This is a genomic window from Pedobacter frigiditerrae, assembly GCF_004331645.1.
Taxonomy (GTDB): domain Bacteria; phylum Bacteroidota; class Bacteroidia; order Sphingobacteriales; family Sphingobacteriaceae; genus Pedobacter; species Pedobacter frigiditerrae.
Window position 1 is genome coordinate 83,095 of record NZ_SJSK01000004.1, and the last position, 24,380, is coordinate 107,474.

Below are 24,380 nucleotides of genomic sequence, written 5' to 3' on the forward strand. Positions count from 1 at the left end.
TATAAATAATTCTATCTTTAAAAATGGATATAAATTTATTAGATAGTGGTCCAAACTGGGCAGATGTTGTTACTGCTGTTACTTCAATTGCTGGTATTGCAATTGGAATATTTGGAACATTTTTTTTAATTAGAACTTTTAGGGAACAACAACGAACTACCAAGGAACAAGAGAAGTTAACAAAGGAACAGGAGCTTATTAAAGAAGATAATCGAACAGACATTAGATTAAGAAACCTACCTTATTTCGTATTCAGTACTCCTCGCTCAGGAGAGATTATGATTGGAGAACCAAAAGATCGGGCTGATTACTACTTCAATATGGTGTTGGATAAAAATTCCTGCGGTTTCTTCGAAATTATTTATTATCAAAATAATTCATTTCAAATAAATGCAAGAGGTTTTGATAATGGCTTAATGCTTGTCGAAAAATCAGTTATCAATTTTAATATGACCATAAGGGTACCAATTGATGGAAAGGATTTATTGCCGTTAGCTAAAAATGGCAAATTTACTTTACATTTTGTAGATATTTATGATAACGAATATGAACAAAACTGCTTTGTTACACCAAGATCCATCACGCAAGAGAAAGCTAAATATCTAGGGAAATTTAATAATGAATAAACATTTATTTTGAGGTTTATCTTCAAAACCTATCTATTATTATTTTAAATTTAGAATTCAACTTCATTAAATGCTATTTCTTGGGCAATGATTCTCACATTACCAGACAAATCAGTCAAATTTCTTTTGCGATAGTATTCTTCTAAATCACCTATTGGCATCCACCTACTACCAACATGGAATTTATTAAAAGCTTCTTCAAATCCTTGCTGAGTTAAAGATATCTCTTGAATTGAGTGTTTTAGAATCTGCTCAGTTGATGCTCTAAGCTCATTTATTTTGCAAAGAGGTATATGGTCTCCCATTGTCATCATTTTAGAACCCTTAGGCATAATTTTATTGGTAGGTCTTAAAAAAGCTGCACAATATGGAAAACGATAAGGGCTTGCCGAGGCAAATGCACTTGGAACCTCGCAATGATTACATGCACAAGTATTGGTATACATCCTTTCCAACTGTCTTTTTTCTCTTTCATCAAAAGAAAGACTCAATGTTTTCCAGGTTTTGTATTGCAAATGAGCAAACCTTACCATATTCAATCTTAAATCATAGCATTCATAAATTACATCAACACCCAAAACTTGTTCGATTTTATTTGGATGCGCAAGATAAAGCCTTAAAATTTTCCCATCAGGCAATCTGTAATCTTTTCTATCTACTTCTTCATCAATTAACTTGAACTCTTTTCTATTAGCTATATAAAAATCATGACTTAATAATTCATGTTCATTCATCTTACGCACATCAAAGCTTTTCAATGCACTTAATAATTGTTTTTTATAACCCCTATTAGCTTTAACATCCTTTGAGGATTTGGAATTCTTTTGAATGGTTGCATCACATTTATCAATCTCTTGTTGTATCATTGAGATAGCTGTGGAACTTAAAATGCTATCATAATTTTCACTTTCTTTAAATTCTATTTCTGCATCAGCAGATTCCTTAAATCTCTTAACAAGATCACTTTCAACTTTCTCTGGTAAGTAATCTATTATAGTATCGTAAATTGCAGGTGATATATCCTTAATATATGCAATTGCTTTCTGATATGTGGGTACATAATTACTTTTCAGCGCTACATTTAGAACATCTCTCATTCCAGTTACTATTTGAAATGCAGCATTTGCTTTCTCCTCGTCACTGAATTCTTCATTTTCAAAAAAATCTTCTTTTAGCATAATTATGGTTAAAATTTGAAATAGAAATAATTAATATATTATTACATATTTCATTGAGAGTATTTAGATTAGCTAAAGCTAATTGGAATAATCCATTAAACCTAAAATGTAAACGTTACGAACATTTGATAGCGAATACCTTATATCGCCGTAATTTTTAGGTAGCAGAAAACAGCTTGGTTAATTTCGCCTAGGTGCAGACCTTGTATGAGGTCTAACATAGGTGCCATCTTTTCTAGTATAGCCTTTTACTTGAACTGTGCCTCCACTATAAGTACTTTTTGTTCCGCTATAATTGGCTTTTGAATTTGTGTTATAAGCATAACCTTTTTCATTAGTGAAGGTTAATCCATCAGCTTGTTTTTTATTAAGTTTTGCTAATAGTCTCCATGAAGATTTATAGGTAGAATAACCCGAATAAACACCAAACGTAGTTAGCCTTTTTTCTTTGTTTCCTTTTACTACAAATGGCTTTTCAGCAGAAATTTTAAAAATTTCATCATTGCTGTTTGCTGTTGAGTAGACAGGTATTTCACTATCCGAAACTACTAGATAATAATTGGTTGTACATCCTGATAAGATTAATAGAATAAGGAGAGGTAATAAAGAGAATCTTTTCATAATAATTTAGTTTGATAAATCGCATGCAATGTATCGTTTAAATAACCTTATTAATTACGGTTAACCGTAAATTCAATTATTGTTGTCAATATCAAACCTTAATAAAACTCACCAACTGTTCTATTGGTATGCCCAAAAAGTCACTGGCTTGGTAAACCGTAGGTTGTTGCCATTTTTTCAATTCAAAAAAATCACGCATTTGCGCCATGATGTTTTGGCAGGTTCTATCCCCCTTGCCAGTTATTGCCTTTAAGTCGGCAGTGTAAAATATCAATCTTTTTAAAGTCTCCATTGTTGTTTCTCATTTGGTAAATGTTAGGTATAACAACACAAAGTTAATTACATATCAAGCATTTAGCGCACAACAGTGCATTTTTAGCAGATTGAAAATCGTCGAAGAAGCCCAATTACGAATTTCATAATAGCGCTTCTTAGCGCATTACGAAATTGGCAACGAGTTAGGGTTTTCGTTAGGCCTTGTCGGTTCACAACTCAACAAATTAACCCCTTAACAACTCAACAATTTCAAAAAAAACCATCATTTCACCGTCGCTTCACCGTCAATTGGATGTCGGTTCACCGTCGTAAAGCCAGTTTCGACGGTGAATCGACGGTATACCGAGCCTATACCGACGGTAAAAGCGGCTATTAACTCATAGATATCTCCTCGCTGCGCTCCGTTCGATATGACGGTATGAGAGCTGAGGGATTTGGGAGTTTGCAACCCTTCATAACACGACTAACTTTCCTAAGTACGAGGACGGCCTTGAATGCAAGGGAAGGAAGAATAGTTAATTGTTTAAAGAGTTAACCTCTCTCTAGCTTAATATCAGCAAGGTGGAGAAGTGAGGCTTTTTCAGCTGAACGGCTCAGCTTGCGGCTCAAAACAATTGACGTATTATTCCGACATGGCATTCACAGCCTTGAACTTTTGGTCCTTTTGGTTCAAGCCAAAAGGACTTGACCCCTTCGGCTGTCAAGAGCCGAGGCAAGCCTTTGCGTTGGGTAAGTTTTATATACAAAACCTCCCCCTTACCCCTCCGATTGATCGGAGTAAACTCTCCAGAGGGGGACAGCATAGTTCAAGAAAAGAATAACGCAGCAACATCAAATACGCTAGAAACGTAAAAATGCGTGTAAATACGCTAAAAGCGCCAAAAAACGAATTCCATCATTTTTACAAGCCTCACCTTTACACCATACATCAGCTACCGGTACAAAAAACAGATGTAAATAAATTAATTATTTAACAATTTAAAAATTAGAAAACATAGCTAAGTCTGAAAACAATGAAGTAATGTTTGGCGCTCGTGGACGAGTGGGTAACCTAGTGGTATTTAAAAACTTTGGGAGTAACCAAACGGTAATCTCTAGATTAAAGAGAAAAGTAAAAAATCCAGTTTATACCAATAAACAGGAAGAGGTAAAGTACAAATTCAAGGAGGCGGTAATTTACGCAAGAGGTATCGTCGGCGACCCAGATTTGTTGGCATTTTACCAAAAGTTTGCCAAGCCTGGCACATCAGCCTACAACTTGGCACTAGCAGATTTTTGCAAGGCGCCAGAAATCAGGTTAATTGATACCGACAACTACTTAGGGCAAATTGGTGACAAAATTAGGGCAAGAGTCATCGACAATTTTAGAGTCATGGCAGTAAAAATCTCCATTTACGATGCAAGTGACACCTTAATTGAAAGTGGTTTGGCTATTTTGGCTGCAAACAGCGTAGACTGGCTTTACGAGACAACCTTAGCAAATGGTAATTTAGCTGGCACAAAAATCGTTGCAGAGGCAACAGATATGCCTGGCAACACCACTTCTAAAACAGTAGTCATCTAAAACCGAAACATAACTCCTGAAGAATAGCTCAGGGGTTATGTTTTTTATGTCATTCCATCATCCTTATTTTTACTTCCCATCTTTCAAACTTTACTGACTTTTCCCAAAGGGACGCCTATGGCAGGGGCTTAACGCCTCAACAACTTCACGCCTCAACAACCCAACTTCCCAACTTTTTAGCTATATTTATTCCTCAATCATCCTAAAAATGAACAGAAGAAACTTTATCAAAAATGGCACTGCTGCTGGTGTAATCTCTACCCTTGGAATTGGTACCGCAAATGCTCTAGTTACTGAAACCGTAAATGCAAATGAACCAAGTTTTGCTGTCCACTTCGATCTAAATGAGGTAACGGTTAGGCAGTTGCAAGAAATGATGGAAAGCGGCAAGCTAAATTCTAAATCGTTGACTAAAAAATATCTGAAAAGAATTCAGGAGATTGATAAAAGTGGCCCGAAATTAAATGCGGTGATTGAATTAAACCCAGATGCATTAGCCATTGCTAGTGAAATGGATGCAGAAAGAAAAGCTGGAAAAGTTCGTGGCCCCATGCATGGTATTCCGGTTTTAATTAAGGATAATATTAATACGGGAGATAAAATGCAAACCACTGCTGGCTCATTGGCCTTAGTGGGTAATATCGCATCGGCGGATGCCTTTATCATCAAACAATTACGTACGGCAGGAGCTGTTATCTTAGGAAAGACTAATTTAAGCGAATGGGCAAACTTTCGCTCTAACAGACCTTGCAGTGGCTGGAGCAGCAGAGGCGGACAAACAAAAAACCCTTATATATTGGATAGAAGTCCGAGTGGCTCAAGTTCTGGCTCTGGCTCGGCAGTATCGGCTAATTTATGTGCGGTGGCCATTGGCACAGAAACCAACGGCTCTATCATTGCCCCATCTAGTTTCAATGGGGTTGTAGGTATAAAACCAACAGTGGGTTTATTAAGTAGAAGTGGCATTATTCCTATTTCTTTTACGCAAGACACTGCCGGACCAATGACTAGAAATGTTACTGATGCTGCCATTTTATTGGGTGCTTTAACAGGGATAGACGCAGCAGATGAAGTAACTAAAACAAGTGAAGGAAAGATTTATCCTGATTATACCCAGTTTTTGAAAACCGATGCACTTAAAGGCAAAAAGATTGGATTTGAAAAGTCATTTTTAAACGGTCATGAAGGTGTGGTTGGTTTATACAAAGCAGCAATTGAAAAATTTAAGGAACTTGGTGCCGAAGTTATAGAGATAGAGCTACAAAAGGAAATGCGCACCATTAATGCAAGTGTTTTACAGCCCGAATTTAAAGTAGGTTTAAATGCTTACTTAGCAACGGCTAACGCTAAAGTTAAAACCTTAAGTGATGTTATCGCCTTCAATAAAGCAAATGAAAGTACTGCTATGCCTTATTTTAAGCAGGAGAACCTAGAAAATAGTGATAAAGCTCCTGATTTAAATAGCAGTGCCTATAAAGAAGCCTTAGCGAAAGTTAATTCGGCTAAAAAAATCATCAACGATATAATGGAGAAAAATCAATTGGATGCTATTGCAGGTACCAGTTATGGTATTCCCTCACTAATTGATCTTTTTAATGGTGACTCGGGTGGTGGTTTCTATTTTGCATCACCAGCTGCCATGGCAGGTTTCCCTCATATTACCGTTCCAATGGGAAGGATCTACGAGCTTCCAGTAGGTCTATCCATCTTTGCCAGTGCCTACCAAGAACCTGTTATTTTGGGCATTGCTTATGCTTACGAGCAGGCAACAAAACATAGGGCAGCGCCTAAATTCATTAAGAATTCTAATTTTTCCTCTGGAATTTAGATATATTGATTTAACCATCTAAGACAGCTAAGAAAATCTAAGGTTAAAGGCCTGCTAAGCTGCCCTTGGATTGCTTAGATGGTAATTATTATTTGGTTCTTACCACCTAAGGCACCTGAGAAAACCTATTGTGTTTGATTTTAACCAGCTAAGACAGCTAAGAAAATCTAAGGATATTGAATGTGAGCTAAGCCACATTAAAATTTCTTATATGGTGATCATTTTTGTTATCGAAATCTATCTTTCGGACTTTCCGACTTTACTGACTTCCGGACTCCTAACCACTACTATACTTCTTCCAAGTTTCCACCTTCGCTTTTTGCCTTTCTATATAAGCATCGGCGATAATTTCTGCAGTGCTTTTACCTTCCGTATTTTCTAATAAATCTTTCAGTTTATATTGGTCTACATCTGCACGATACAAAACCTGCAGCAATTTTGGAAAATCGTCTTCTACTAGATATTCGAATGTTTTAATGAGTACTTCACGAAGATGGGCTTCGCTAATGTTTTCAGGAACATCGAAATGTTTAGAGATTAATTTAAGTAAAGAGGTCGTATCCGTCATTTTTTTGTTTGTTGTTTTGCGATATTTAAACACAGAGAACTCCGAGTGTTCCACAGAGAAAACTGAGTTTTGTGTAGTTCTGTTTAATTTTCTTTATATAAATTAACCGCAAAGGACGCTGAGAACGCTAAGTTTTTGTAAAGAACCATTTAGTCTTACACCTTTATTCATTCTGCTCTTTCGGACTTTACTGACTTTCGGACTTCCCGACTTTCCCAATGAACTAATGAACCAACTAAACCCACTTTATCTCCTGGCAAAGCTCAATCAAAACCCCATTTGCATCTTTAGGATGTACAAAACAAACCATTTTATTATCTGCACCTTTTTTAGGCGCATCGTTTAGTAAGGTAAATCCTTCGTTCCTTAGCCTTTCCATTTCTTCCAGGATATCATCTACCAAAAAAGCAATGTGATGAATGCCCTCTCCTTTTTTTTCTAAAAACTTAGCAATTGGGCTATCAGGCGATGTTGCTTCCAACAACTCGACCTTGTTTTCTCCAGGTTTTAAAAAGGCTGTATTCACGTATTCTGATGCAACTAGCTCAGTTTTATAACAATCGGTATTCAACAAACGTTGATAAATATCTATCGAACTAGTCAGGTTTTTTACGGCAATGCCGATATGTTCAATCTTATTCATGGTAGCTACGGTTAAGTGAATGTAAAAATGCGAGTTTTAACTATAGGTTCATAGCTATAATCTATTATTGTTAGGAAACTTTTTTTGTATCTTTGTGTATTAATAAGAACAAAAAAATATAATGGAACTTCCGATTTACTTAGATAACAATGCTACCACACCTCTAGATCCTAGAGTATTAGAAGCGATGTTGCCATATTTTACCACCAAATTTGGTAATGCAGCAAGCCGTAACCATCCTTTCGGTTGGGTAGCCGAAGAAGGTGTTGATTACGCTCGTGAGCAGGTGGCAAAATTAATTGGTTGTACCGAAAAAGAAATCATATTTACCTCTGGTGCTACAGAAGCCGACAATTTAGGTATTAAAGGTGTTTTTGAGATGTACTCAGATAAAGGCAATCACATTATCACTGCAACAACAGAGCATAAAGCAATTTTAGACACTTGTAAACACCTAGAAAAACAAGGTGCAAGAGTTACTTATTTAAAGGTTAAAGAAGATGGTTTAATTGATTTAGCTGAATTGGAAGCTGCAATGACGCCAGAAACAATTTTAGTAACCATCATGTATGGTAACAACGAAATTGGTGTAATTCAGCCAATAAAAGAAATAGCTGCCATTGCACATAAACATGGCGCTTTATTTTTTACAGACGCTACACAAGCAGTTGGTAAAATTCCAGTAAATGTAATTGAAGACGGCATTGACTTAATGGCTTTCAGTGCACACAAAATGTACGGACCAAAAGGTGTTGGTGCTTTATATGTACGCAGAAAAAACCCTAGGGTTAAAGTAACTTCACAGATGGATGGTGGTGGCCATGAGCGTGGCATGCGTTCTGGAACATTAAATGTACCTGGTATTGTTGGCTTGGGTAAAGCTTGTGAACTTTGTCGCTTAGAAATGGACGAAGAAGCTAAACGTTTATCAGCCTTACGTGATAAATTAGAAGCAGCTTTAACCACAATGGAAGAAAGTTATGTAAATGGTAATACGCAACATCGTTTACCACACGTAGCAAACATCTCTTTCAAATATGTAGAAGGTGAAGGCTTAATGATGGCAATGAAAGATTTAGCAGTATCTTCTGGATCTGCTTGTACATCTGCTTCATTAGAACCATCTTATGTATTAAAGAGCTTAGGTTTATCAGATGATTTAGCTCACTCTTCTATCCGTTTCGGCTTAGGTCGTTTCACTACAGAAGAAGAAGTTGATTACGCAATAGAGAATACTAAAAAAGCAGTTAACCACTTAAGAGACCTTTCTCCACTTTGGGAAATGTTTAAAGAAGGAATCGATTTGAGTAAAATCGAGTGGGCAGAACACTAGATAGATTGACGATTGTAGATTGACGTCCCGATAACTATCGGGATACGATTTAAGAACTACAGTTGCAACAATAAAAAGTTAAGTACAATTGAGATTGACGAATTACGATTAACAATCTTCAATTAAAAATATTAAATAGAACATTGATTTTGGAAAATCGTAAATCCAAAATCTACAATCTAAAATCAAAATGGCATATTCAGAAAAAGTAATGGAACACTATACCAACCCACGTAACGTTGGTACATTAAACAAAGACAGCAAATCTGTTGGTACAGGTTTAGTTGGCGCTCCTGAGTGTGGAGACGTAATGCGTTTACAAATTGAAGTAGATGCAAACAATGTAATTACTGATGCTAAATTTAAAACATTTGGTTGTGGTTCGGCAATTGCTTCTTCTTCTTTAGCTACTGAGTGGTTAAAAGGAAAAACAATTGATGAGGCTTTAACTATCGATAACATGGATATTGTTGAAGAATTGGCTTTACCACCAGTAAAAATTCACTGTTCTGTTTTGGCAGAAGATGCAATTAAATCTGCAATTAACGATTACCGCGTTAAAAATGGTTTAGAAGCATTTGAATTGGCTAAATCGCACCACTAAATAAGTATTTAGTAGCTAGTACTTAGTAGTTAGATATATTCAATAATCTAATTTTTATTAAGTAAAACTACTAACAGAGTAAAAAGTACAACGCACTGGTTTGTAACTAGGTCTAAATACTTCATACTAAATACTAATTACTAAAAATATGATTACGATAACCGATAAAGCAAAAAGCAAAATAGACCACTTAATTCAGGATTCTGAAATGGGTTCTGATTATTTTTTACGTGTTTCCGTAAAAGGGGGTGGCTGCTCTGGTTTGTCTTATAATTTAGACTTTGATAACGAAGAGCAAAAAGGCGATCAATTTTTTGAAGATCGTGGCATCAGGATAGCCTTAGACATGAAATCATTTTTATACCTAGCAGGTACAGAACTTGATTTTACCGATGGCTTAAATGGTAAAGGATTTGCCTTCAATAACCCTAACGCTAGCCGTTCATGCGGCTGTGGCGAAAGTTTTTCTGTTTAATAACAATTATTAAATTTCCTAGAGGGTCTCGAATTTCGGGACCTTTTTTGGTTTTAGGGTTTTATCACTTAAGGTACCTGAGAATACCGAAGGCTTTTTTACCAGCTAAGACAGCTGAGAAAATCTAAGAATATTTTTTACCACCTAAGAAACCTTAGAACACTGAAGAATGGTTTCCTTTTTATAAAGTTTTGTCATTCCGACTTCGGAGGAATCTGCTTAGTAGAGTTTAGCTGAATAGATTCTTCGCTGTGCTACCGATGTGAAATCGGCACACGTCTGAATGACAAAAACACTCAGGATTAAGTATCATAATTTATTTATCTCTTCAGTTTGCTCTATGATCCTTCATCTTTCCGACTCTCGGACTTCCCGACTTTCTGACTCCTCCATCTTCCCTATTTCCCATTCCCTCATCTAAAATTTTTACGTACTTTTGTAATCCGCTTTACTTTAGTCTTGTAGGTTTAGCGCAAAACCATTATCATTGTTTAAGCACAACCCAAATATTTAATACATGGTATCCTTTAACGAATTCTCTACAGTTCCTAGTTTATTAAGAAACGTAGTGGAGAACATACATAAACCAGAAGACACATTCTTAATTCATAAAAAAAATACAACTTGGGAAGAAATTTCTTTCAAGGACACTTTATTAAGAGCCGACGCCATATCTGCTTTCTTTTTAGAAAAAGGAATTGCCAAGGGCGATAGATTGGGCTTAATGATAGAGAACTGTCCAGAATATGTTTATTTCGATCAAGGCATACAACAGATTGGTGCTATCAATACATCAATCTATCCTACCTTATCAGAACACGAAGTAGAATACATTATTAATGACTCTGGTATTAAAGCTATCCTGATTGGTAATCCGTTTTTATTAAAGAAAATATTAAAGATATCAGCCAATTGCCAAGAATTAAAATACATCATTCCAGCTTTTGCAGGATATGAAAAAATAGCCATTCCAGAAGCTAATAAAGCGGAGATTATCCCTTTTACTACTTTATTAGAAAAAACGGTAAGTGCAGAAGAGCAAAAGTTAATTAATCTTAGAAGAAGAGAAGTTTTACCTGCTGATGTATCATCCTTAATTTACACCTCTGGAACTACAGGAACTCCAAAGGGCGTAATGTTAACCCACAATAATTTTGTAGAAAACGTAAATGTATGTTTGCAACAGATTCCTGTAATTGATGAAACGGAGACTTTCCTTTCCTTTTTACCACTTTCGCACGTGTTTGAGCGCACAGCTACTTACCATGTATGTTGTGCCCAAGGCTGTAAAATTGCCTTTGCTCAGAGCTTAGAATTGTTGGCTAAAAATATGGGCGAAGTAAGACCAACGGTAATGTCTTGCGTACCCCGTTTATTAGAACGTATTCATGATAAGGCCATTAAATCTGGTACAGCAGGTGGCGGAACAAAAGCCAAAATATTTACTTGGGCTTTAGCAACAGGGAACGATTATCGCGTTAAAAAAGAAGCGGGAAAAAACCCTGGCTTAATATTAGGCGCCAAAAAAGCAATTGCTGAAAAATTAGTATTCAGCAAAATAAAAGAGAAAACTGGTGGCAGATTAAAATTTATGATTTCTGGTGGTGCTGCCCTACCTAAAAATGTGGGCGAGTTTTTTGGTGATTTAGGCATCAAGATCCTAGAAGGTTTTGGGTTGACCGAAACTTCACCGGTAATGTCGGTAACCGAATACCACCGACAAGTTTATGGTACAGTTGGTCGTGTAATACCTGGCATTGAAGTAGGCATTCAAAACTACGATACCAAGGAAATATTAGCCATTCAAACTCACGAAAGCTTCAATGAAGATTTTGAGAGTGAAGAAGGCGAATTAATTGTTCGCGGTCACTGTGTAATGAAAGGTTATTTTAACAAACCTGCTGAAACGGCCGAGGCAATTGATAGGGATAAATGGTTCCATACAGGTGATATTGCTCGTTTTTATAAAGGTAATCTACAAATCACCGATAGGTTAAAGAATATGATTGTGAATGCTTATGGCAAAAATGTTTATCCCACACCTGTGGAGAACATTTATTTAAAAAGCCCTAAGATTGAACAATTGTTCTTAATTGGCGATAAACGTGAGTTCATTACTGCCATCATTATTCCGAATAGAGAAACTTTACAGGAGACTTTTAATTTAAAAGATTCATTCTTCCAAGAGGAAGGAGATTTTATCGAAAACCCAGAGATTAAAGAGTGGTTTGAGAAAGATATCAAAAAGATTTCTAACGAGCTGGCAAAGTTTGAGCGTATCAAAAATTTCAAAATAAAACGTAGTCCATTTAGCATGGAAGAAGGTGAAATTACGCCTACCATGAAGGTTAAACGTAGAATTGTAGAGAAAAAATACGCTGAAGCGATTAACGCGATGTATGAAGAAGGCGTAGAGGCTGAGTAGTAAGTTTCGTCACCCTGAATTTATTTCAGGGTCTTTTAGTCCGGATGCTGAAATAAATTCAGCATGACGTGTAGGATAAACCATTATGCTAATAAAATTTAAATAATGAATATTAACCTATAAAAAACGAAATCGATTACGAACAAGCTTTAACTAGACTTGAGTTAATTTTCGAATCAAAAAAAGGTTCTCCACAAGGTGATGAACTTGAGGTGTTAGGAATATTGATTGAGAAATATGAAAATGAGTATTTCCTATTAGGTTTGTAGAAATCGTAACAACCGAACCCAGTTCGTCATTTACCTCTGGTTGGTGTTATCACAAACCATTTTAGTATCATTTGACTTTTGAGGCTCATTCTTTCTTTTACGCCAAGCTTTAATGGTAACCTACCAGCACAAACTTTTGTTATCTAAACGGGATAGCAGCGGAAAGCCCGGAATGTAGCGTAGCGAAATGAGGACTTGCAGCGTATAGCCCGACTACCATTAATAGTAATTCTCATTTGCCTTTCTAAAAACTAAAAATGCTACAGCATTAAGATTACTTCGTGCCTCGCAATGACGAACTAATTTATTACTTTTGCACAAAATACTATAAATGAGTACAGGATTATCAGAACAGGAATTATTACGTCGCGATTCATTAAAACAACTTCGCGAGTTGGGCATCAACCCATATCCTGCAGAAGCTTATGAAATAAATGCCAATGCAGCAGACATTTTAGCGAACTACGAAAAAGATAAAACAGCATATAAGACCATCAGCCTTGCTGGTAGAATAATGGGACGTAATATCATGGGTGCAGCTTCTTTTGCTGAACTACAAGATGCAACTGGCCGTATTCAAATTTATTTAAAACGTGATGAGCTTTGTCCTGGTGATGATAAGACACTTTACAATACTGTATTTAAGAAGTTATTAGATATCGGCGATTTCATCGGAATAGAGGGTTATGTTTTTACTACACAAACTGGCGAAATCTCTATACACGTTACTAAATTCACTGTTCTATCGAAGTCTTTACGTCCTTTGCCTATTGTAAAACGTGATGATGAAGGAAACGTTTATGATGGTTTTACCAATCCAGAGTTACGCTATAGAATGCGTTATGTAGATTTAACGGTTAACCCAGATTATAAACAAATCTTCATTAATCGCTCTAAAGTGATTAACACGATGCGTAATTACTTTGATAATCAGGGTTGGATGGAAGTAGAAACTCCTATTCTACAAGCTGTTCACGGTGGTGCAGCTGCCCGTCCGTTTGGCACGCACCACAATACTTTAGATATGCCTTTGTTTTTGCGTATTGCGAATGAATTGTATCTGAAAAGATTAATCGTAGCAGGTTTTGATGGTGTTTATGAGATTGGTAAGATGTTCCGTAACGAAGGGATGGACAGAACACACAACCCTGAATTCACCTCAATGGAAATCTATGTAGCTTATAAAGACTACGTTTGGATGATGGGTATGGTTGAAGAATGTTTAGAGAAAATTGCCGTAGCCATACATGGCTCTCCTATAGTAAAAGTTGGAGAACACGAAATTGATTTTGCTGGTCCGTACGAGAAATTAACGATGTACGAATCGATTCAAAAATATACAGGTATCGATGTTTCTGAAATGACTGAGGCTGAACTTGTACAGACTTGTACAGCTTTAGGAATAGCCACAGATGATACGATGGGTCGCGGTAAATTGGTTGATGAACTTTTCAGTGAGAAAGTGGAAGATAAATTAATTCAGCCAACATACATTACCGATTATCCGATAGAGATGACTCCTTTAGCCAAGAAACACCGTAGTAAAGACGGCTTGGTTGAACGTTTCGAATTATTTGTAATGGGTAAAGAGATTGGTAATGCTTATACTGAGTTGAATGATCCAATTGACCAAAAAGAACGTTTTGAAGAGCAATTAAAATTAGCAGCCAGGGGCGATGACGAAGCAATGGCAATGGACGATGATTTTGTTCGTGCTTTAGAATACGGCATGCCTCCTACTTCTGGTTTAGGTATTGGCATAGACCGTTTGGTGATGTTAATGACAAATCAATCTACCATACAGGAAGTATTGTTTTTCCCGCAGATGCGCCCAGAGAAAAAGAAAATTGAGCTTACAGCTGAAGAAGCAGAATTATTTGCCTTGGTTAAAGAAGATCAGCAATATCTGCTAACCGATATTAAAGCAAAACTTGCTGATTGGAGCAATAAAAAATGGGATACAACTTTAAAAGGCCTAACTGGAAAAGGGATTTTAAAAGTTACAAAAACCGATGATGGTCTGTTTTTATCTGGTAAGTAGTTAGCGTCATTTCGACGATAGGAGAAATCTCTAAGTTATATAACCACTGGATTCTGTTTCTTATATAAAACTAACAGATATCTTACCGATAAATATCGGCACAAGCTCTCGCTTTGCTGCGTTCGACGTGACGGCGATGAGGCTTAACATAATCATAACAAAAACTTAAAGGCTTGTTGTATAAATATACGACAAGCCTTCTTTAATTTTAGGCAGTTGAAAATAAGTATGTTATGAATAGCACGAGCCTAGAAATTACCGAAAAAGAATATTGCATTAAACTGAGCAAAGAAACATTTGATCTTTCTTTAATCCGTCAGTTAATTAAACGCATACAAGCAGAGGAATTATTTTTCAGTCGTAAAAATGATTTTGAAGAAGATTTAATCAGCAGAAGTTCGTCAGAATTTGAGGAGAACTTTGATAGATTGGATGATAAGTAGGGAGTCCGAAAGTCAGTAAAGTCGGGAAGTCAGAAAGATTGTTGAGTTGTTAAGCTGTATGGAATTGAAAGACTAAAGCATGCGAACTATTACTTTGTGTTCTGTGACTCGCAACCTCCCTTGTATTTAGATAGAACCATCAGAAAATTAAAAAAACTAATAGATTCAAAAATCCGCAGGCTAAAGGTTATATATCCAAACCTCTGACTTGCGGACTTTAAAAACATTTAACGAGAATATCTCACTTGTTGTTGTTTATCCATCATTCCCATCTGATCTTTCATTTGTTTGATTTGATCAGCTAGTAATTTTTGTTTATCCGCTTTTTTAGCTTCTGCAAGGTATCTATTTGCCTCTAGCTTATTTCTTTTACCCATTGCAATACCAGCTAAACTTAATTTAGCCAAGGCAATGTTATGGTCCATATGTAATCCTAAATTTAATGCAGCCTTAAAATACTTTTCAGATTTCATAGGTGCTTTTCTAGATTCAATTAACCCGATTAATAAATTATAATAACCGTGTTGAACCCTGTTTAACTCTTTTTCGTAACTTTTTATTCTTCCTAAGAATTGCTCTGCCTTTGGCATATTATCTTTACGTAAATACCATTGAGCAATTAACATGTTTTCGTTGTAGAAATAAGTAATGAAAATGAATATGCTTAAAAAGACTAAAAGAATTCCCCAGCCCCAAAAGCCGAAGATAAAAAGTGCAACTGCTGCACCAACAAAAGCAAAGCCTATAATTAGGCGTATTAGATTTGGCATAGAATTATAATATTTGTGCAAATATCGTGTTTATATACCAAAAAATAGATTTAAAATTTATAATTTCATCAAATATTACAAACGAAAGAAATGGAAATTTTATAAAAGTTAAACCATTTATATCCATTACCGTCATACCTTGAAATTATAATTACATGAAGAACATACTTACTGCCCTAACCTTATTATTTGCCATGAATGCAGGTGCACAAGAATTAAATAAAAAAATTGAAGACCCAAATAGACATAAACAAGTCATGTTAAACTTGTGTACAAGAGAAGGAATTACTTCATTTCCAGAATTTAAAGAAAGTTACGACCCTAACTACGCTGCCTATAAACCAGATTCTACTGCATTCGCAGCTTTATCTAAGCTCATCAAAGGTAAAAAAATTACTATTGTTTTAGGTACATGGTGTGGAGACAGTAAATATCAGGTTCCTCATTTCTTGAAAATAATGGATGGTCTTAAAATTGATGAAGATAAAATTACCATTATTGGAGTAGATGGTGCTAAACATGCTGAAAATGGCTTAATTGACAGCTTGAAAATCACAAATGTTCCGACATTTATCTTCTTTGATAAAAAGGGAAAAGAGGTTGGCCGCATTACAGAGCATCCAAAAGAAACACTGGAAAAGGATATGCTTAAAATTTTGGCAGTAACCAAGAAAACTAAGGCATCAGAAACAAAAACCAAGTAATATGGCCGCAGCATTAGAACCGGGATGGTTAAATGTATTAAGCGACGAACTTGAAAAGCCTTACATGAAGGAACTTAAATCCTTTTTGCTTCAAGAAAAGCAAAAAGGATTTGTTGTTTATCCGAAGGGGGCTGACATTTTTAATGCTTTTAACCATACCCCATTTGATAAAGTTAAAGTTGTTATTTTAGGCCAGGACCCTTATCATGGACAGGGACAAGCGCATGGGCTTTCTTTTTCTGTTCAAAAAGGAATTGCTGTACCTCCATCCTTAAAAAACATGTACAAGGAATTGGCAGAAGAGTTCCCAGACTTCAAGACCCCGAGTCACGGTGATTTGACTACTTGGGCAGACCAAGGTGTTTTATTATTAAATGCAACTTTAACGGTTAGGGCAAACGAGGCAGGCTCACATCAGAAACGAGGTTGGGAAATATTTACAGATCACGTTATCTCACAATTATCAGCAAAAAAAACTGGCTTGGTATTTTTGCTTTGGGGTAAATTTGCGCAACAAAAGGAAAGCTTAATAGATACTAGTAAACATTTTGTATTGAAAGCTGCACACCCCTCTCCCTTTTCTGCTTACAATGGTTTTTTCGGTTCAAATCACTTTAAGAAAACAAATGAAATCTTAGAAAAAGAAGGCTTAGAGCCAATTAATTGGCAAATAGACCCCAACCCCTAAAGGGGCTTTTATATTTCTCCCCCTTTAGGGGCTGGGGGTAATTAATACTCCAAAGGCACAATTGGCTCTTTCTTGGTAGTAGACATGATCATCATGGTTTGAAATGTTTTAACCACAGAAATCTTACTGATTTTATCCATGATTAAGCGCTCATAAGCTTTGATGTCATTTACGTAAACCTTCAATAAAAAATCTGCCTGACCTGTTACGTGGTGACATTCTGTAATTTCATTGATCTGATTCACTTCATCCAAAAATATTTGAATGGTATTATTTTTATGAAAATCTAACTGAACTTGAATAAAGGTTTTAATACCTAATCCTAATTTTTCTTCATCAACTAAAGCATGGTAGCTTTTAATATAGCCAGACATTTCCAATTTACGAACTCGCTCCAAAGTTGGTGCAGGTGATAAGCCAATTTCTTGCGATAAAAGTAAATTGGTTATTCTACCATTTTCTTGAAGCAGTTTTAAAATTTTAAAATCGGTTTTATCTAGTTCTGTTGCCATAAAATTTGATTTGATGTTCAAAGGTAGTATACTAACGCAATGTAGCCAAATATTATTCTATAAAATTTAAGATTAAATACTTTTTATTTTATCAAAAATTTTTAGATTTGTCTAAACTTATAATTAGATTAACAAAAATGCAATCTTATACTGAAGAGAATTACCTTAAAATAATCTATCATTTATCTGTTATTAGTAATCCTGTGCAAACCAATGCCATTGCAGAGAAGATTCAAACCAAGGCTGCCTCAGTTACAGATATGCTGAAAAAGCTATCTGACAAGGAGTTGGTTGATTATGTAAAATACCAAGGTGTTACCTTAACAGAAAAAGGAAAACTTGCAGCGATAAACATCGTTAGGAAGCATCGCCTTTGGGAAGTTTTTTTAGTAGAAAAGTTAAATTTTAAATGGGATGAAGTACATGATGTAGCTGAGGAATTGGAACATATTAAATCAACTTTGTTGATAGAAAGATTAGATGAGTTCTTAGAATTTCCAAAAGTAGATCCTCATGGCGACCCTATACCCGATCAGCACGGAAACTTTGCCGCCATATCTTTTGTAAAACTAAATAGGCTTAAAGTAAACGACAAGGGCACTATAACAGGAGTTAGCGAGCACTCTTCTCCTTTTCTAAAACACTTAGAAAAATTAGGATTGACATTGGGAAAAAAAATAGAAGTTTCAGAAATTATAGATTTTGATGGTTCTGTAGAATTATCGATAGATGGGAATAAAATAAACATTAGCAGAGAAGTAGCAAAACACATATTAATTAGCAAATAAGATGGAGAAAAAATCACTAAGTGAGGTACATAAAAGTGTTGCTACGAACAAAAGAACAGGCTGGAAAAGGATTTTAGCTTTTATTGGCCCTGCTTATTTAGTAAGTGTAGGTTATATGGACCCAGGAAACTGGGCGACTGATATAGCTGGAGGTAGTAAATTTGGGTATCAATTAATTTGGATATTGCTGATGTCTAACTTAATTGCACTTTTACTACAATCATTAAGTGCCAGATTAGGTATTGTTAGAGGTTTAGACTTAGCCCAAGCATCCAGAAATGCCTATCCAAAATGGGTTAATTTCCCCATGTTTATACTGGCACAAACAGCCATTATTGCTTGCGACTTAGCCGAGATTATCGGTATGGCAATAGGTTTACATCTTTTATTTGGCCTGCCACTAATTTGGGGGGTTTCTGTCACCATTTTTGATACTGTTATTTTGCTTTTCTTACTTAACAAAGGGATGCGAAAGATGGAAGCTTTTATTGTTTCTATGGTATTTATTGTTGGTGTTTCGTTTCTTATCGAAATGTTTATTGTTGAACCTTCATTAAAAGAAATTGCTAAAGGGTTTAAGCCATCTATGCTTTCTGGAGAAGCTTTATATATTGCCATTGGTATAATTGGAGCTACTGTAATGCCACACAATTTATATTTACATTCTTCATTGGTACAAACCAGGAAATTTGAAAGAGATAATAAAGGGATTAAAGAAGCCATCAAGTTTAATTTTATTGATACCGCAATTGCCTTAAACCTTGCTTTTTTCGTAAATGCTGCCATCCTAATTCTAGCTGCTGCCGCCTTTTTCACAAATGGTTTCAACGATGTTGCTGAAATTCAAGACGCACATAATTTATTGAGCCATATTTTTGGACCGATTGCTCCTGCTTTATTTGCCATTGCTTTAATTGCAGCCGGGCAAAGCTCTACAGTGACAGGAACCTTAGCAGGGCAAATTATAATGGAAGGACATTTAAACCTAAGGATTCAACCTTGGCTAAGAAGACTAATTACTCGTTTATTGGCTATTATACCTGCTTTTTGTACAATATTATTCTTTGGTGAGGATGCTCTTGGTGGACTTTTAATACTAAGTCAAGTGGTATTAAGTTTACAATTAGGCTTTGCCATTATTCCTTTAATTCACTTAACCTCTGATAAAAAAGAGATGAAAGATTTTACAATTAAAACTTGGGTTAAAGTTTTAGCATGGATGAGTGCTGTAGTAATTGTAAGTCTGAATATAAAATTGGTTATAGAAGAAATTACAGGGTGGATTGCAGAAGCTGATGGTTGGTACATTTATGTAATTGTAATACCATTAGCCATATTGATTGGACTTTTATTGGTTTACATTTTCTTATATCCTCTTTTAAGTAAAAAACAAAGGGTTGGAAATGTACCTCATGGAAATGCTTTGGCTATTGATACGGTAGAGAAGATTAATTATAAAAAAATTGGTATCACGGTAGATTTCTCTAAAAATGATAGGAATACCATTCGTCACGCCTTAATTCAAGGTGGAAAAGATGCACATTATTATTTAATCCATGTTGTGGAAACCGCAGCAGCAAGGTACCACGGCCAAACAACAATGGATCACGAGACACAGACTGATACTGAAAATCTAGAAAAATACAGATTAAATTTACTTGACTTGGGTTATGAGTCCAGTGCACACATAGGCTTTGGGGGAACTGCAAAAGCGATAGCTGAAATCACCAAACAAAACCATTTAGAGTTGTTGGTAATGGGAGCGCATGGACACAAGGGTTTAAAGGATTTGATATTTGGAACTACGGTAGATTCGGTAAGACACAAAGTTACTATACCGGTTTTAATTGTCCGTTAGTATTTGATATTGTTAAGCACTTTAAATAAGTTAGTTGCTTTTATAAATCCTTTATGTTGATAAAGGATTTCATTAGCATTAGTTAATATATAAATTGATGGAAAAGTTAGCTTTTGCTTATTGGCTAGTATTATTGCCATTTCATGAAAACCTAAACTAGGATTAAATGAAAATTTATGGTTCTGGTAAACTATGGGCGTTTGGTCTTCAGCATTTAACTCAACAAAGTAATATTGTTGGTCTAATAACTTAATAATAGCTGGTTCTTTAAAAACAGTTTCGTCCATTGCCTTGCAATAGTTGCACCAACTTGCGCTCACAAAAACTATTATGTTTTTCTTTTCTATATTTTGAAGACTGTCTAATTGATTAAAGCTATAGATCTTTTGCGCTTTACTTGATAAAGAACTAATCATCAACATTACAATCAACAAATATTTCATTGTTATTTTATATTAAGTCTTACCCCTAAGAAACCTCTTATGCCTTGGTTAGGAGCATATACATAACTAGGGTCAAATGTTAAACCATAAGGATTCTCAGGTGTAACCAAAACTTGTCCGTTCTGGCCAAACTGTACATTCTTATCGAAAGGGTCATTAGAGCGAGCAATTATAAATGGCGTTCCCTTATTTGGCGTAAAATTCAGCAAGTTTTTTACACCTCCATAAATCTCCATATCCTTAACCCCATCATAAACCAATTGAATATTCTGTATTGTCCATGTTGGAGAAAATTGCCTACGAGGATCTAAATCGCTTAACAAGGGTAAACGCATTGGACTGTAAACATTTCCAGTATAATCTATCCCAAGATGGAGTTTGTTTATTTTATAGGATACTGCCCAGGTTCCAGAAAATTTTTCTGTTAAAATTTGCTGCTGTTTTATGCCGTTCTCAATAACGCTAACATCCTGGTAAGTTGTACCTACAGTTAATTTCAGACCTGAACTAAAAGCCATATCCAGGTTTGCTGTTAAGCCTCTACTCACTGCATAACCATTAAGATTATCATAAATAATTTGATTTGGATTAGAATCATAGTCGCCAATAATTCTATTATTAAAGTAAGTGTAAAATGCAGATAAATCTATTCCTAAAAACGAGCCACTTTTTAGATATACCTTTTTCAGAAAGTTTAAATTGAGGTTATAGGTACGTTCAGGTCTTAATTTATCATTAATTACAATATCCCTTGCTCCTGTTAGTGCCGCGTGATCTTCAGTAAAAATATTAACTACCCTAAAACCAGTCCCAGCATTTAACCTAATTATATTTTTATCATTTATGCTCCATTTATAGGCAAATCTTGGTGTAAATATATTGCCATGAATGGAGTTGTAATCATATCTCAGCCCTGCTAAAACAGAATGTTCTTTATTTAATTTAACTTCATCCTGTACAAATAAACCCGGCAAAAATGTTTTCTCTGGCATGTTTATTTGATTTGAAATATCATTAGATGCTGTTGCTGGGGTATTGTCATCATAAAAAGTATACCTAAAAGCCGCTCCAAAAAGTAAATCATTGTTTCCTATTTTTTTATCCCAAGTAAATTGTGAGAAAGCAATTTGTTGTTTAGCGATATAAGATGTAGTACCATACCTACTATCTTGATCATGGTTGGTTAACGAAAATGCCAAGAACATCCTCTCTCTAATTGGGAGTTGATAATTTCCAATTAGTTCTACTCTTTTGGTGTAAATACTCTCACCATAAACTTTGTCGCCACCTCTAAAAGATTTATTCCAATTCATTTCTCCACCCCACCTATCTTCGTACAAATATCTTCCAGCAATAGAAAAAAGTCTATTTTCTTTTCTGGTTATATTCCATTTTTGGAAAACTGAAACTCTATCTTGCAAAGTTACATCAGTAAATCCATCATGATTATGATCTACTTTGTTGCCGTATTTAAAATAGTTTATACCCGTTAAAAAAGATGTCTTGCGACTTAGATTTACTTTAAAACCAATATCCATATTGTATTCTTTATAGTCAGTTGCCATAAAATCAGCAGAAAATAATGAGGCATTTTGCACCTTTTTGGTTATGATATTAATTAAACCTCCAACAGCTTCACTTCCATATAATGATGAAGCAGGACCTTTTACCACCTCAATTCTTTCTACTAAGGCATTTGGTATTCCAGACAAACCGTAAACAGTAGAAAGACTGCTCACAATTGGCATTCCATCAATTAAAACCATAGTGTATGGTCCTTCTAAGCCATTAATATGGATATCTCCTGTATTACAGATATTGCAATTGAGTTGTGGACGTACACCATTTACATTTTGTAAAGCATCAAAAATACTTGGTGTTGGGTTTTTCTTGAAAAACTTTGCTGTGTAAATTTCTACAGGGACAGGGCTTTCTAATCTATTTACTTCTTTTTGAGTGCCAGTAATAACAACCTCATTTAACTTCTCATCTAATGATTCAAGCTGTATTTTTGATAGTGAAGTATCTGATTTTAAATCAATTTTAAGAATAATGGTTTTAAAACCAATTGCACTAATTTTCAGATTATAAATAGCCGGTTTGAGGTTAGCGTATTTAAAATTCCCTAAACTATCGGTAAAAACTGTAGCTTTTAGATCTGTTATTGACACAGAAATCCTACTTGCAGTCGCATCCGAAGACACAACACCTGCCAACTTATATTGTTGAGCATTAACATTTTGAAATATAAATAAAACTATTAATAGTGTAAGTATCTTTTGCATTTTAATAAATTAGTCTTACAAAAATATAAATTTAGATTAATCTAAAAAACAATTTAGACAATTATTTAAATATATTTCAGAAATGAGTTAAAATCTAAGTCCTATTCATATTGGCAATGTTTATTTCTAAAGAAATAACGATATTTGTTTTTACGATATGAAGAACGACATCCAAATAAAAAATAAGAGAGCATATTTTGATTACCACATCCTAGATAGTTATGTTGCTGGTATTGCACTTTTAGGTACAGAAATTAAGGCAATTAGACAAGGTAAAGCGAATATGACAGACGCCTTTTGTATGTTTATTGGCGATGTGTTATATGTAAGAAACCTTCATGTTTCAGAATATAGTCACAGTTCTTTTCATCACCATGACATTAAAAGGGATCGAGTTTTACTTTTACATAAGAAAGAATTAAAGAAACTGAAGATCAAAGGTGAAGAGAAAGGCTTCACGATAGTGCCATTAAGAATTTTCACCAATGAGAGAGGCTTTGCTAAAATGGAAATTGCGATTGCTCAAGGTAAAAAAGAATTTGACAAACGCGATAGCATTAAAGATAGAGAGAGCAAACGTGAGATGGATAGAGCGATGAAGGTTTAAACCCCCAACCCCCTAAAGGGGGGGATAAGAAAATTAAAAAGTCCCCTTTAGGGGATTTAGGGGTTACCAAGCTTGATCGCCCACCAGAGGAACAAACCTAAAGGTATCTAATTCAATTCTATCAAAGTCATTTTCATTTACCCGGATAACAGTTATCATTTTCTGAGTCTTCTCATCTCCTACTGGAATAACTAAAATACCACCAATTTTAAGCTGTTTTAATAAAATTTCTGGAACAAATGGTGCGCCTGCCGTTACAATGATTTTATCGTATGGAGCATATTCTTCTATGCCTTTTGAGCCATCACCTAAAAAAAAATTAGCCTTATAACCCATTCCAGGTAATACTTTTAAAGTATGGTTGTAAATATTTGGTTGGCGTTCGATAGTATACACCTTTGCACCAACTTCCATTAAAATACAGGTTTGATAACCAGAACCAGTTCCAATTTCTAATACTTTATCTCCTTTTTGGATATGAAGTAATTCGGTTTGATAAGCAACTGTGTAGGGCTGAGAAATCGTTTGTCCATCGCCAATAGGAAAGGCAATGTCTTTATAAGCCTGGTTCCAAAAAGTTTCATCAAAAAAGAAATGTCGCGGAACTTTGCCAATTGCCTTTAAGACCTTTTCATCTGTAATGCCCCTATCTTTAAGTAATGCAACTAATTTTTTTCTTCCTCCCTGTTCTCTGTAATTGTCAACGAATTTGTATGCCATTTCATTTCAAAAATAGCTGTTTAAACTTAATGAGAATAAATTTTTATCCACAAATGCATCTATAAAAGTCTAACAAGCATAAAATCAACGTTAAAATTTCTTCTAGTTTCT

Annotated in this window: 24 protein-coding genes; 14 read left to right on the forward strand and 10 right to left on the reverse strand. The window is 35.2% G+C overall.

What is annotated here, in order from left to right; all coding sequences use genetic code 11:
• Nucleotides 1-23 precede the first annotated feature (23 nt).
• Nucleotides 24-626 (forward strand): hypothetical protein, encoded by a 603-nt coding sequence (locus EZ428_RS15485; protein ID WP_131554098.1) that lies wholly within the window; start codon nucleotides 24-26, stop codon nucleotides 624-626.
• A gap of 50 nt (nucleotides 627-676) precedes the next feature.
• On the opposite strand, the gene EZ428_RS15490 is transcribed toward EZ428_RS15485, so the two are convergent.
• From EZ428_RS15490 to EZ428_RS15500, 3 genes are all read right to left on the reverse strand, one after another.
• A complete protein-coding gene (locus EZ428_RS15490; protein WP_131554099.1) occupies nucleotides 677-1,804 on the reverse strand; it encodes a hypothetical protein in 1,128 nt (375 codons plus the stop codon).
• Between the two features lie 180 nt (nucleotides 1,805-1,984).
• Nucleotides 1,985-2,425, reverse strand: coding sequence for a hypothetical protein (locus tag EZ428_RS15495; protein ID WP_131554100.1), 441 nt, complete (start codon nucleotides 2,423-2,425; stop codon nucleotides 1,985-1,987).
• A gap of 91 nt (nucleotides 2,426-2,516) precedes the next feature.
• On the reverse strand, nucleotides 2,517-2,717 hold the full coding sequence (locus EZ428_RS15500; RefSeq protein WP_131554101.1) for a hypothetical protein: 201 nt from the start codon (nucleotides 2,715-2,717) through the stop codon (nucleotides 2,517-2,519).
• A gap of 1,005 nt (nucleotides 2,718-3,722) precedes the next feature.
• On the opposite strand from EZ428_RS15500, the gene EZ428_RS15505 reads away from it, so the two are divergent.
• Together EZ428_RS15505 and EZ428_RS15510 are read left to right on the forward strand one after the other, a co-directional pair.
• A complete protein-coding gene (locus EZ428_RS15505; RefSeq protein ID WP_131554102.1) occupies nucleotides 3,723-4,265 on the forward strand; it encodes a hypothetical protein in 543 nt (180 codons plus the stop codon).
• 208 nt (nucleotides 4,266-4,473) lie between these two features.
• Entirely contained in the window at nucleotides 4,474-6,093 is a 1,620-nt protein-coding gene (locus tag EZ428_RS15510; RefSeq protein WP_131554103.1) for an amidase, read from the forward strand.
• 277 nt (nucleotides 6,094-6,370) lie between these two features.
• On the opposite strand, the gene EZ428_RS15515 is transcribed toward EZ428_RS15510, so the two are convergent.
• Nucleotides 6,371-6,661: a hypothetical protein gene (locus EZ428_RS15515; RefSeq protein ID WP_131554104.1), complete on the reverse strand. Its 291-nt coding sequence runs from the start codon at nucleotides 6,659-6,661 to the stop codon at nucleotides 6,371-6,373.
• A gap of 235 nt (nucleotides 6,662-6,896) precedes the next feature.
• The gene (gene mce, locus EZ428_RS15520; RefSeq protein WP_131554105.1) at nucleotides 6,897-7,304 is read right to left on the reverse strand and encodes a methylmalonyl-CoA epimerase; all 408 of its coding nucleotides are present in this window, start codon (nucleotides 7,302-7,304) and stop codon (nucleotides 6,897-6,899) included.
• A 121-nt stretch (nucleotides 7,305-7,425) separates the two neighbouring features.
• Between mce and EZ428_RS15525 the strand changes: the two genes are divergently transcribed.
• The 6 genes from EZ428_RS15525 (at nucleotide 7,426) to EZ428_RS15550 (ending at nucleotide 14,894) form a co-directional block, all read left to right on the forward strand.
• Nucleotides 7,426-8,637, forward strand: a complete 1,212-nt coding sequence (locus tag EZ428_RS15525; protein ID WP_131554106.1) for an IscS subfamily cysteine desulfurase — start codon at nucleotides 7,426-7,428, stop codon at nucleotides 8,635-8,637.
• Between the two features lie 190 nt (nucleotides 8,638-8,827).
• Complete coding sequence (gene iscU, locus EZ428_RS15530) at nucleotides 8,828-9,241, forward strand: Fe-S cluster assembly scaffold IscU (RefSeq protein WP_131554107.1); 414 nt, start codon at nucleotides 8,828-8,830, stop codon at nucleotides 9,239-9,241.
• 148 nt (nucleotides 9,242-9,389) lie between these two features.
• On the forward strand, nucleotides 9,390-9,716 hold the full coding sequence (locus EZ428_RS15535) for a HesB/IscA family protein (protein WP_131554108.1): 327 nt from the start codon (nucleotides 9,390-9,392) through the stop codon (nucleotides 9,714-9,716).
• A gap of 517 nt (nucleotides 9,717-10,233) precedes the next feature.
• On the forward strand, nucleotides 10,234-12,141 hold the full coding sequence (locus tag EZ428_RS15540; protein WP_131554109.1) for an AMP-dependent synthetase/ligase: 1,908 nt from the start codon (nucleotides 10,234-10,236) through the stop codon (nucleotides 12,139-12,141).
• 600 nt (nucleotides 12,142-12,741) lie between these two features.
• Nucleotides 12,742-14,451 carry a lysine--tRNA ligase gene (lysS, locus tag EZ428_RS15545; protein ID WP_131554110.1) on the forward strand — a complete coding sequence of 570 codons (1,710 nt, stop codon included), beginning with the start codon at nucleotides 12,742-12,744 and terminating at the stop codon, nucleotides 14,449-14,451.
• A 233-nt stretch (nucleotides 14,452-14,684) separates the two neighbouring features.
• On the forward strand, nucleotides 14,685-14,894 hold the full coding sequence (locus EZ428_RS15550) for a hypothetical protein (protein WP_131554111.1): 210 nt from the start codon (nucleotides 14,685-14,687) through the stop codon (nucleotides 14,892-14,894).
• A gap of 227 nt (nucleotides 14,895-15,121) precedes the next feature.
• Here the strand turns inward: EZ428_RS15550 and EZ428_RS15555 are convergent, their stop codons facing one another.
• Nucleotides 15,122-15,664 carry a DUF2892 domain-containing protein gene (locus EZ428_RS15555; RefSeq protein WP_131554112.1) on the reverse strand — a complete coding sequence of 181 codons (543 nt, stop codon included), beginning with the start codon at nucleotides 15,662-15,664 and terminating at the stop codon, nucleotides 15,122-15,124.
• Between the two features lie 155 nt (nucleotides 15,665-15,819).
• Here EZ428_RS15555 and EZ428_RS15560 point away from each other — a divergent pair, with 155 nt between their 5' ends.
• Nucleotides 15,820-16,368 carry a thioredoxin family protein gene (locus tag EZ428_RS15560; RefSeq protein ID WP_131554113.1) on the forward strand — a complete coding sequence of 183 codons (549 nt, stop codon included), beginning with the start codon at nucleotides 15,820-15,822 and terminating at the stop codon, nucleotides 16,366-16,368.
• A gap of 1 nt (nucleotide 16,369) precedes the next feature.
• Nucleotides 16,370-17,056 carry a uracil-DNA glycosylase gene (gene ung / locus EZ428_RS15565; protein ID WP_131554114.1) on the forward strand — a complete coding sequence of 229 codons (687 nt, stop codon included), beginning with the start codon at nucleotides 16,370-16,372 and terminating at the stop codon, nucleotides 17,054-17,056.
• A gap of 41 nt (nucleotides 17,057-17,097) precedes the next feature.
• Here ung and EZ428_RS15570 read toward each other — a convergent pair whose 3' ends face one another.
• A complete protein-coding gene (locus EZ428_RS15570; RefSeq protein WP_055133732.1) occupies nucleotides 17,098-17,568 on the reverse strand; it encodes an Lrp/AsnC family transcriptional regulator in 471 nt (156 codons plus the stop codon).
• A gap of 107 nt (nucleotides 17,569-17,675) precedes the next feature.
• On the opposite strand from EZ428_RS15570, the gene EZ428_RS15575 reads away from it, so the two are divergent.
• Entirely contained in the window at nucleotides 17,676-18,356 is a 681-nt protein-coding gene (locus EZ428_RS15575) for a metal-dependent transcriptional regulator (RefSeq protein ID WP_317126456.1), read from the forward strand.
• 1 nt (nucleotide 18,357) lies between these two features.
• Nucleotides 18,358-20,214 carry an Nramp family divalent metal transporter gene (locus tag EZ428_RS15580; protein WP_131554115.1) on the forward strand — a complete coding sequence of 619 codons (1,857 nt, stop codon included), beginning with the start codon at nucleotides 18,358-18,360 and terminating at the stop codon, nucleotides 20,212-20,214.
• On the opposite strand, the gene EZ428_RS15585 is transcribed toward EZ428_RS15580, so the two are convergent.
• Nucleotides 20,211-20,657, reverse strand: coding sequence for a thioredoxin family protein (locus EZ428_RS15585; protein WP_131554116.1), 447 nt, complete (start codon nucleotides 20,655-20,657; stop codon nucleotides 20,211-20,213). The two genes, EZ428_RS15580 and EZ428_RS15585, sit on opposite strands and share 4 nt — an antisense overlap.
• Nucleotides 20,658-20,659: 2 nt before the next feature.
• On the reverse strand, nucleotides 20,660-22,942 hold the full coding sequence (locus tag EZ428_RS15590; protein WP_131554117.1) for a TonB-dependent receptor: 2,283 nt from the start codon (nucleotides 22,940-22,942) through the stop codon (nucleotides 20,660-20,662).
• Between the two features lie 157 nt (nucleotides 22,943-23,099).
• Here EZ428_RS15590 and smpB point away from each other — a divergent pair, with 157 nt between their 5' ends.
• The gene (gene smpB / locus EZ428_RS15595; RefSeq protein ID WP_131554118.1) at nucleotides 23,100-23,549 is read left to right on the forward strand and encodes an SsrA-binding protein; all 450 of its coding nucleotides are present in this window, start codon (nucleotides 23,100-23,102) and stop codon (nucleotides 23,547-23,549) included.
• Nucleotides 23,550-23,612: 63 nt separating this feature from the next.
• On the opposite strand, the gene EZ428_RS15600 is transcribed toward smpB, so the two are convergent.
• Nucleotides 23,613-24,269: a protein-L-isoaspartate(D-aspartate) O-methyltransferase gene (locus tag EZ428_RS15600; protein WP_131554119.1), complete on the reverse strand. Its 657-nt coding sequence runs from the start codon at nucleotides 24,267-24,269 to the stop codon at nucleotides 23,613-23,615.
• Nucleotides 24,270-24,380: the final 111 nt, after the last annotated feature.

Excerpts from the sequence above, each read along its gene's own strand:
- EZ428_RS15555 (WP_131554112.1), bottom strand. The coding sequence starts at position 15,664 with ATGCCAAATCTAATACGCCTAATTATAGGCTTTGCTTTTGTTGGTGCA.
- EZ428_RS15510 (WP_131554103.1), top strand. The coding sequence starts at position 4,474 with ATGAACAGAAGAAACTTTATCAAAAATGGCACTGCTGCTGGTGTAATC.
- EZ428_RS15590 (WP_131554117.1), bottom strand. The coding sequence starts at position 22,942 with ATGCAAAAGATACTTACACTATTAATAGTTTTATTTATATTTCAAAAT.
- EZ428_RS15495 (WP_131554100.1), bottom strand. The coding sequence starts at position 2,425 with ATGAAAAGATTCTCTTTATTACCTCTCCTTATTCTATTAATCTTATCA.
- EZ428_RS15580 (WP_131554115.1), top strand. The coding sequence starts at position 18,358 with ATGGAGAAAAAATCACTAAGTGAGGTACATAAAAGTGTTGCTACGAAC.
- EZ428_RS15515 (WP_131554104.1), bottom strand. The coding sequence starts at position 6,661 with ATGACGGATACGACCTCTTTACTTAAATTAATCTCTAAACATTTCGAT.
- EZ428_RS15485 (WP_131554098.1), top strand. The coding sequence starts at position 24 with ATGGATATAAATTTATTAGATAGTGGTCCAAACTGGGCAGATGTTGTT.
- EZ428_RS15535 (WP_131554108.1), top strand. The coding sequence starts at position 9,390 with ATGATTACGATAACCGATAAAGCAAAAAGCAAAATAGACCACTTAATT.
- mce (WP_131554105.1), bottom strand. The coding sequence starts at position 7,304 with ATGAATAAGATTGAACATATCGGCATTGCCGTAAAAAACCTGACTAGT.
- EZ428_RS15525 (WP_131554106.1), top strand. The coding sequence starts at position 7,426 with ATGGAACTTCCGATTTACTTAGATAACAATGCTACCACACCTCTAGAT.
- EZ428_RS15600 (WP_131554119.1), bottom strand. The coding sequence starts at position 24,269 with ATGGCATACAAATTCGTTGACAATTACAGAGAACAGGGAGGAAGAAAA.
- EZ428_RS15560 (WP_131554113.1), top strand. The coding sequence starts at position 15,820 with ATGAAGAACATACTTACTGCCCTAACCTTATTATTTGCCATGAATGCA.
- ung (WP_131554114.1), top strand. The coding sequence starts at position 16,370 with ATGGCCGCAGCATTAGAACCGGGATGGTTAAATGTATTAAGCGACGAA.
- EZ428_RS15585 (WP_131554116.1), bottom strand. The coding sequence starts at position 20,657 with ATGAAATATTTGTTGATTGTAATGTTGATGATTAGTTCTTTATCAAGT.
- EZ428_RS15540 (WP_131554109.1), top strand. The coding sequence starts at position 10,234 with ATGGTATCCTTTAACGAATTCTCTACAGTTCCTAGTTTATTAAGAAAC.
- lysS (WP_131554110.1), top strand. The coding sequence starts at position 12,742 with ATGAGTACAGGATTATCAGAACAGGAATTATTACGTCGCGATTCATTA.
- iscU (WP_131554107.1), top strand. The coding sequence starts at position 8,828 with ATGGCATATTCAGAAAAAGTAATGGAACACTATACCAACCCACGTAAC.
- EZ428_RS15550 (WP_131554111.1), top strand. The coding sequence starts at position 14,685 with ATGAATAGCACGAGCCTAGAAATTACCGAAAAAGAATATTGCATTAAA.
- EZ428_RS15505 (WP_131554102.1), top strand. The coding sequence starts at position 3,723 with ATGTTTGGCGCTCGTGGACGAGTGGGTAACCTAGTGGTATTTAAAAAC.
- EZ428_RS15500 (WP_131554101.1), bottom strand. The coding sequence starts at position 2,717 with ATGGAGACTTTAAAAAGATTGATATTTTACACTGCCGACTTAAAGGCA.
- smpB (WP_131554118.1), top strand. The coding sequence starts at position 23,100 with ATGAAGAACGACATCCAAATAAAAAATAAGAGAGCATATTTTGATTAC.
- EZ428_RS15490 (WP_131554099.1), bottom strand. The coding sequence starts at position 1,804 with ATGCTAAAAGAAGATTTTTTTGAAAATGAAGAATTCAGTGACGAGGAG.
- EZ428_RS15570 (WP_055133732.1), bottom strand. The coding sequence starts at position 17,568 with ATGGCAACAGAACTAGATAAAACCGATTTTAAAATTTTAAAACTGCTT.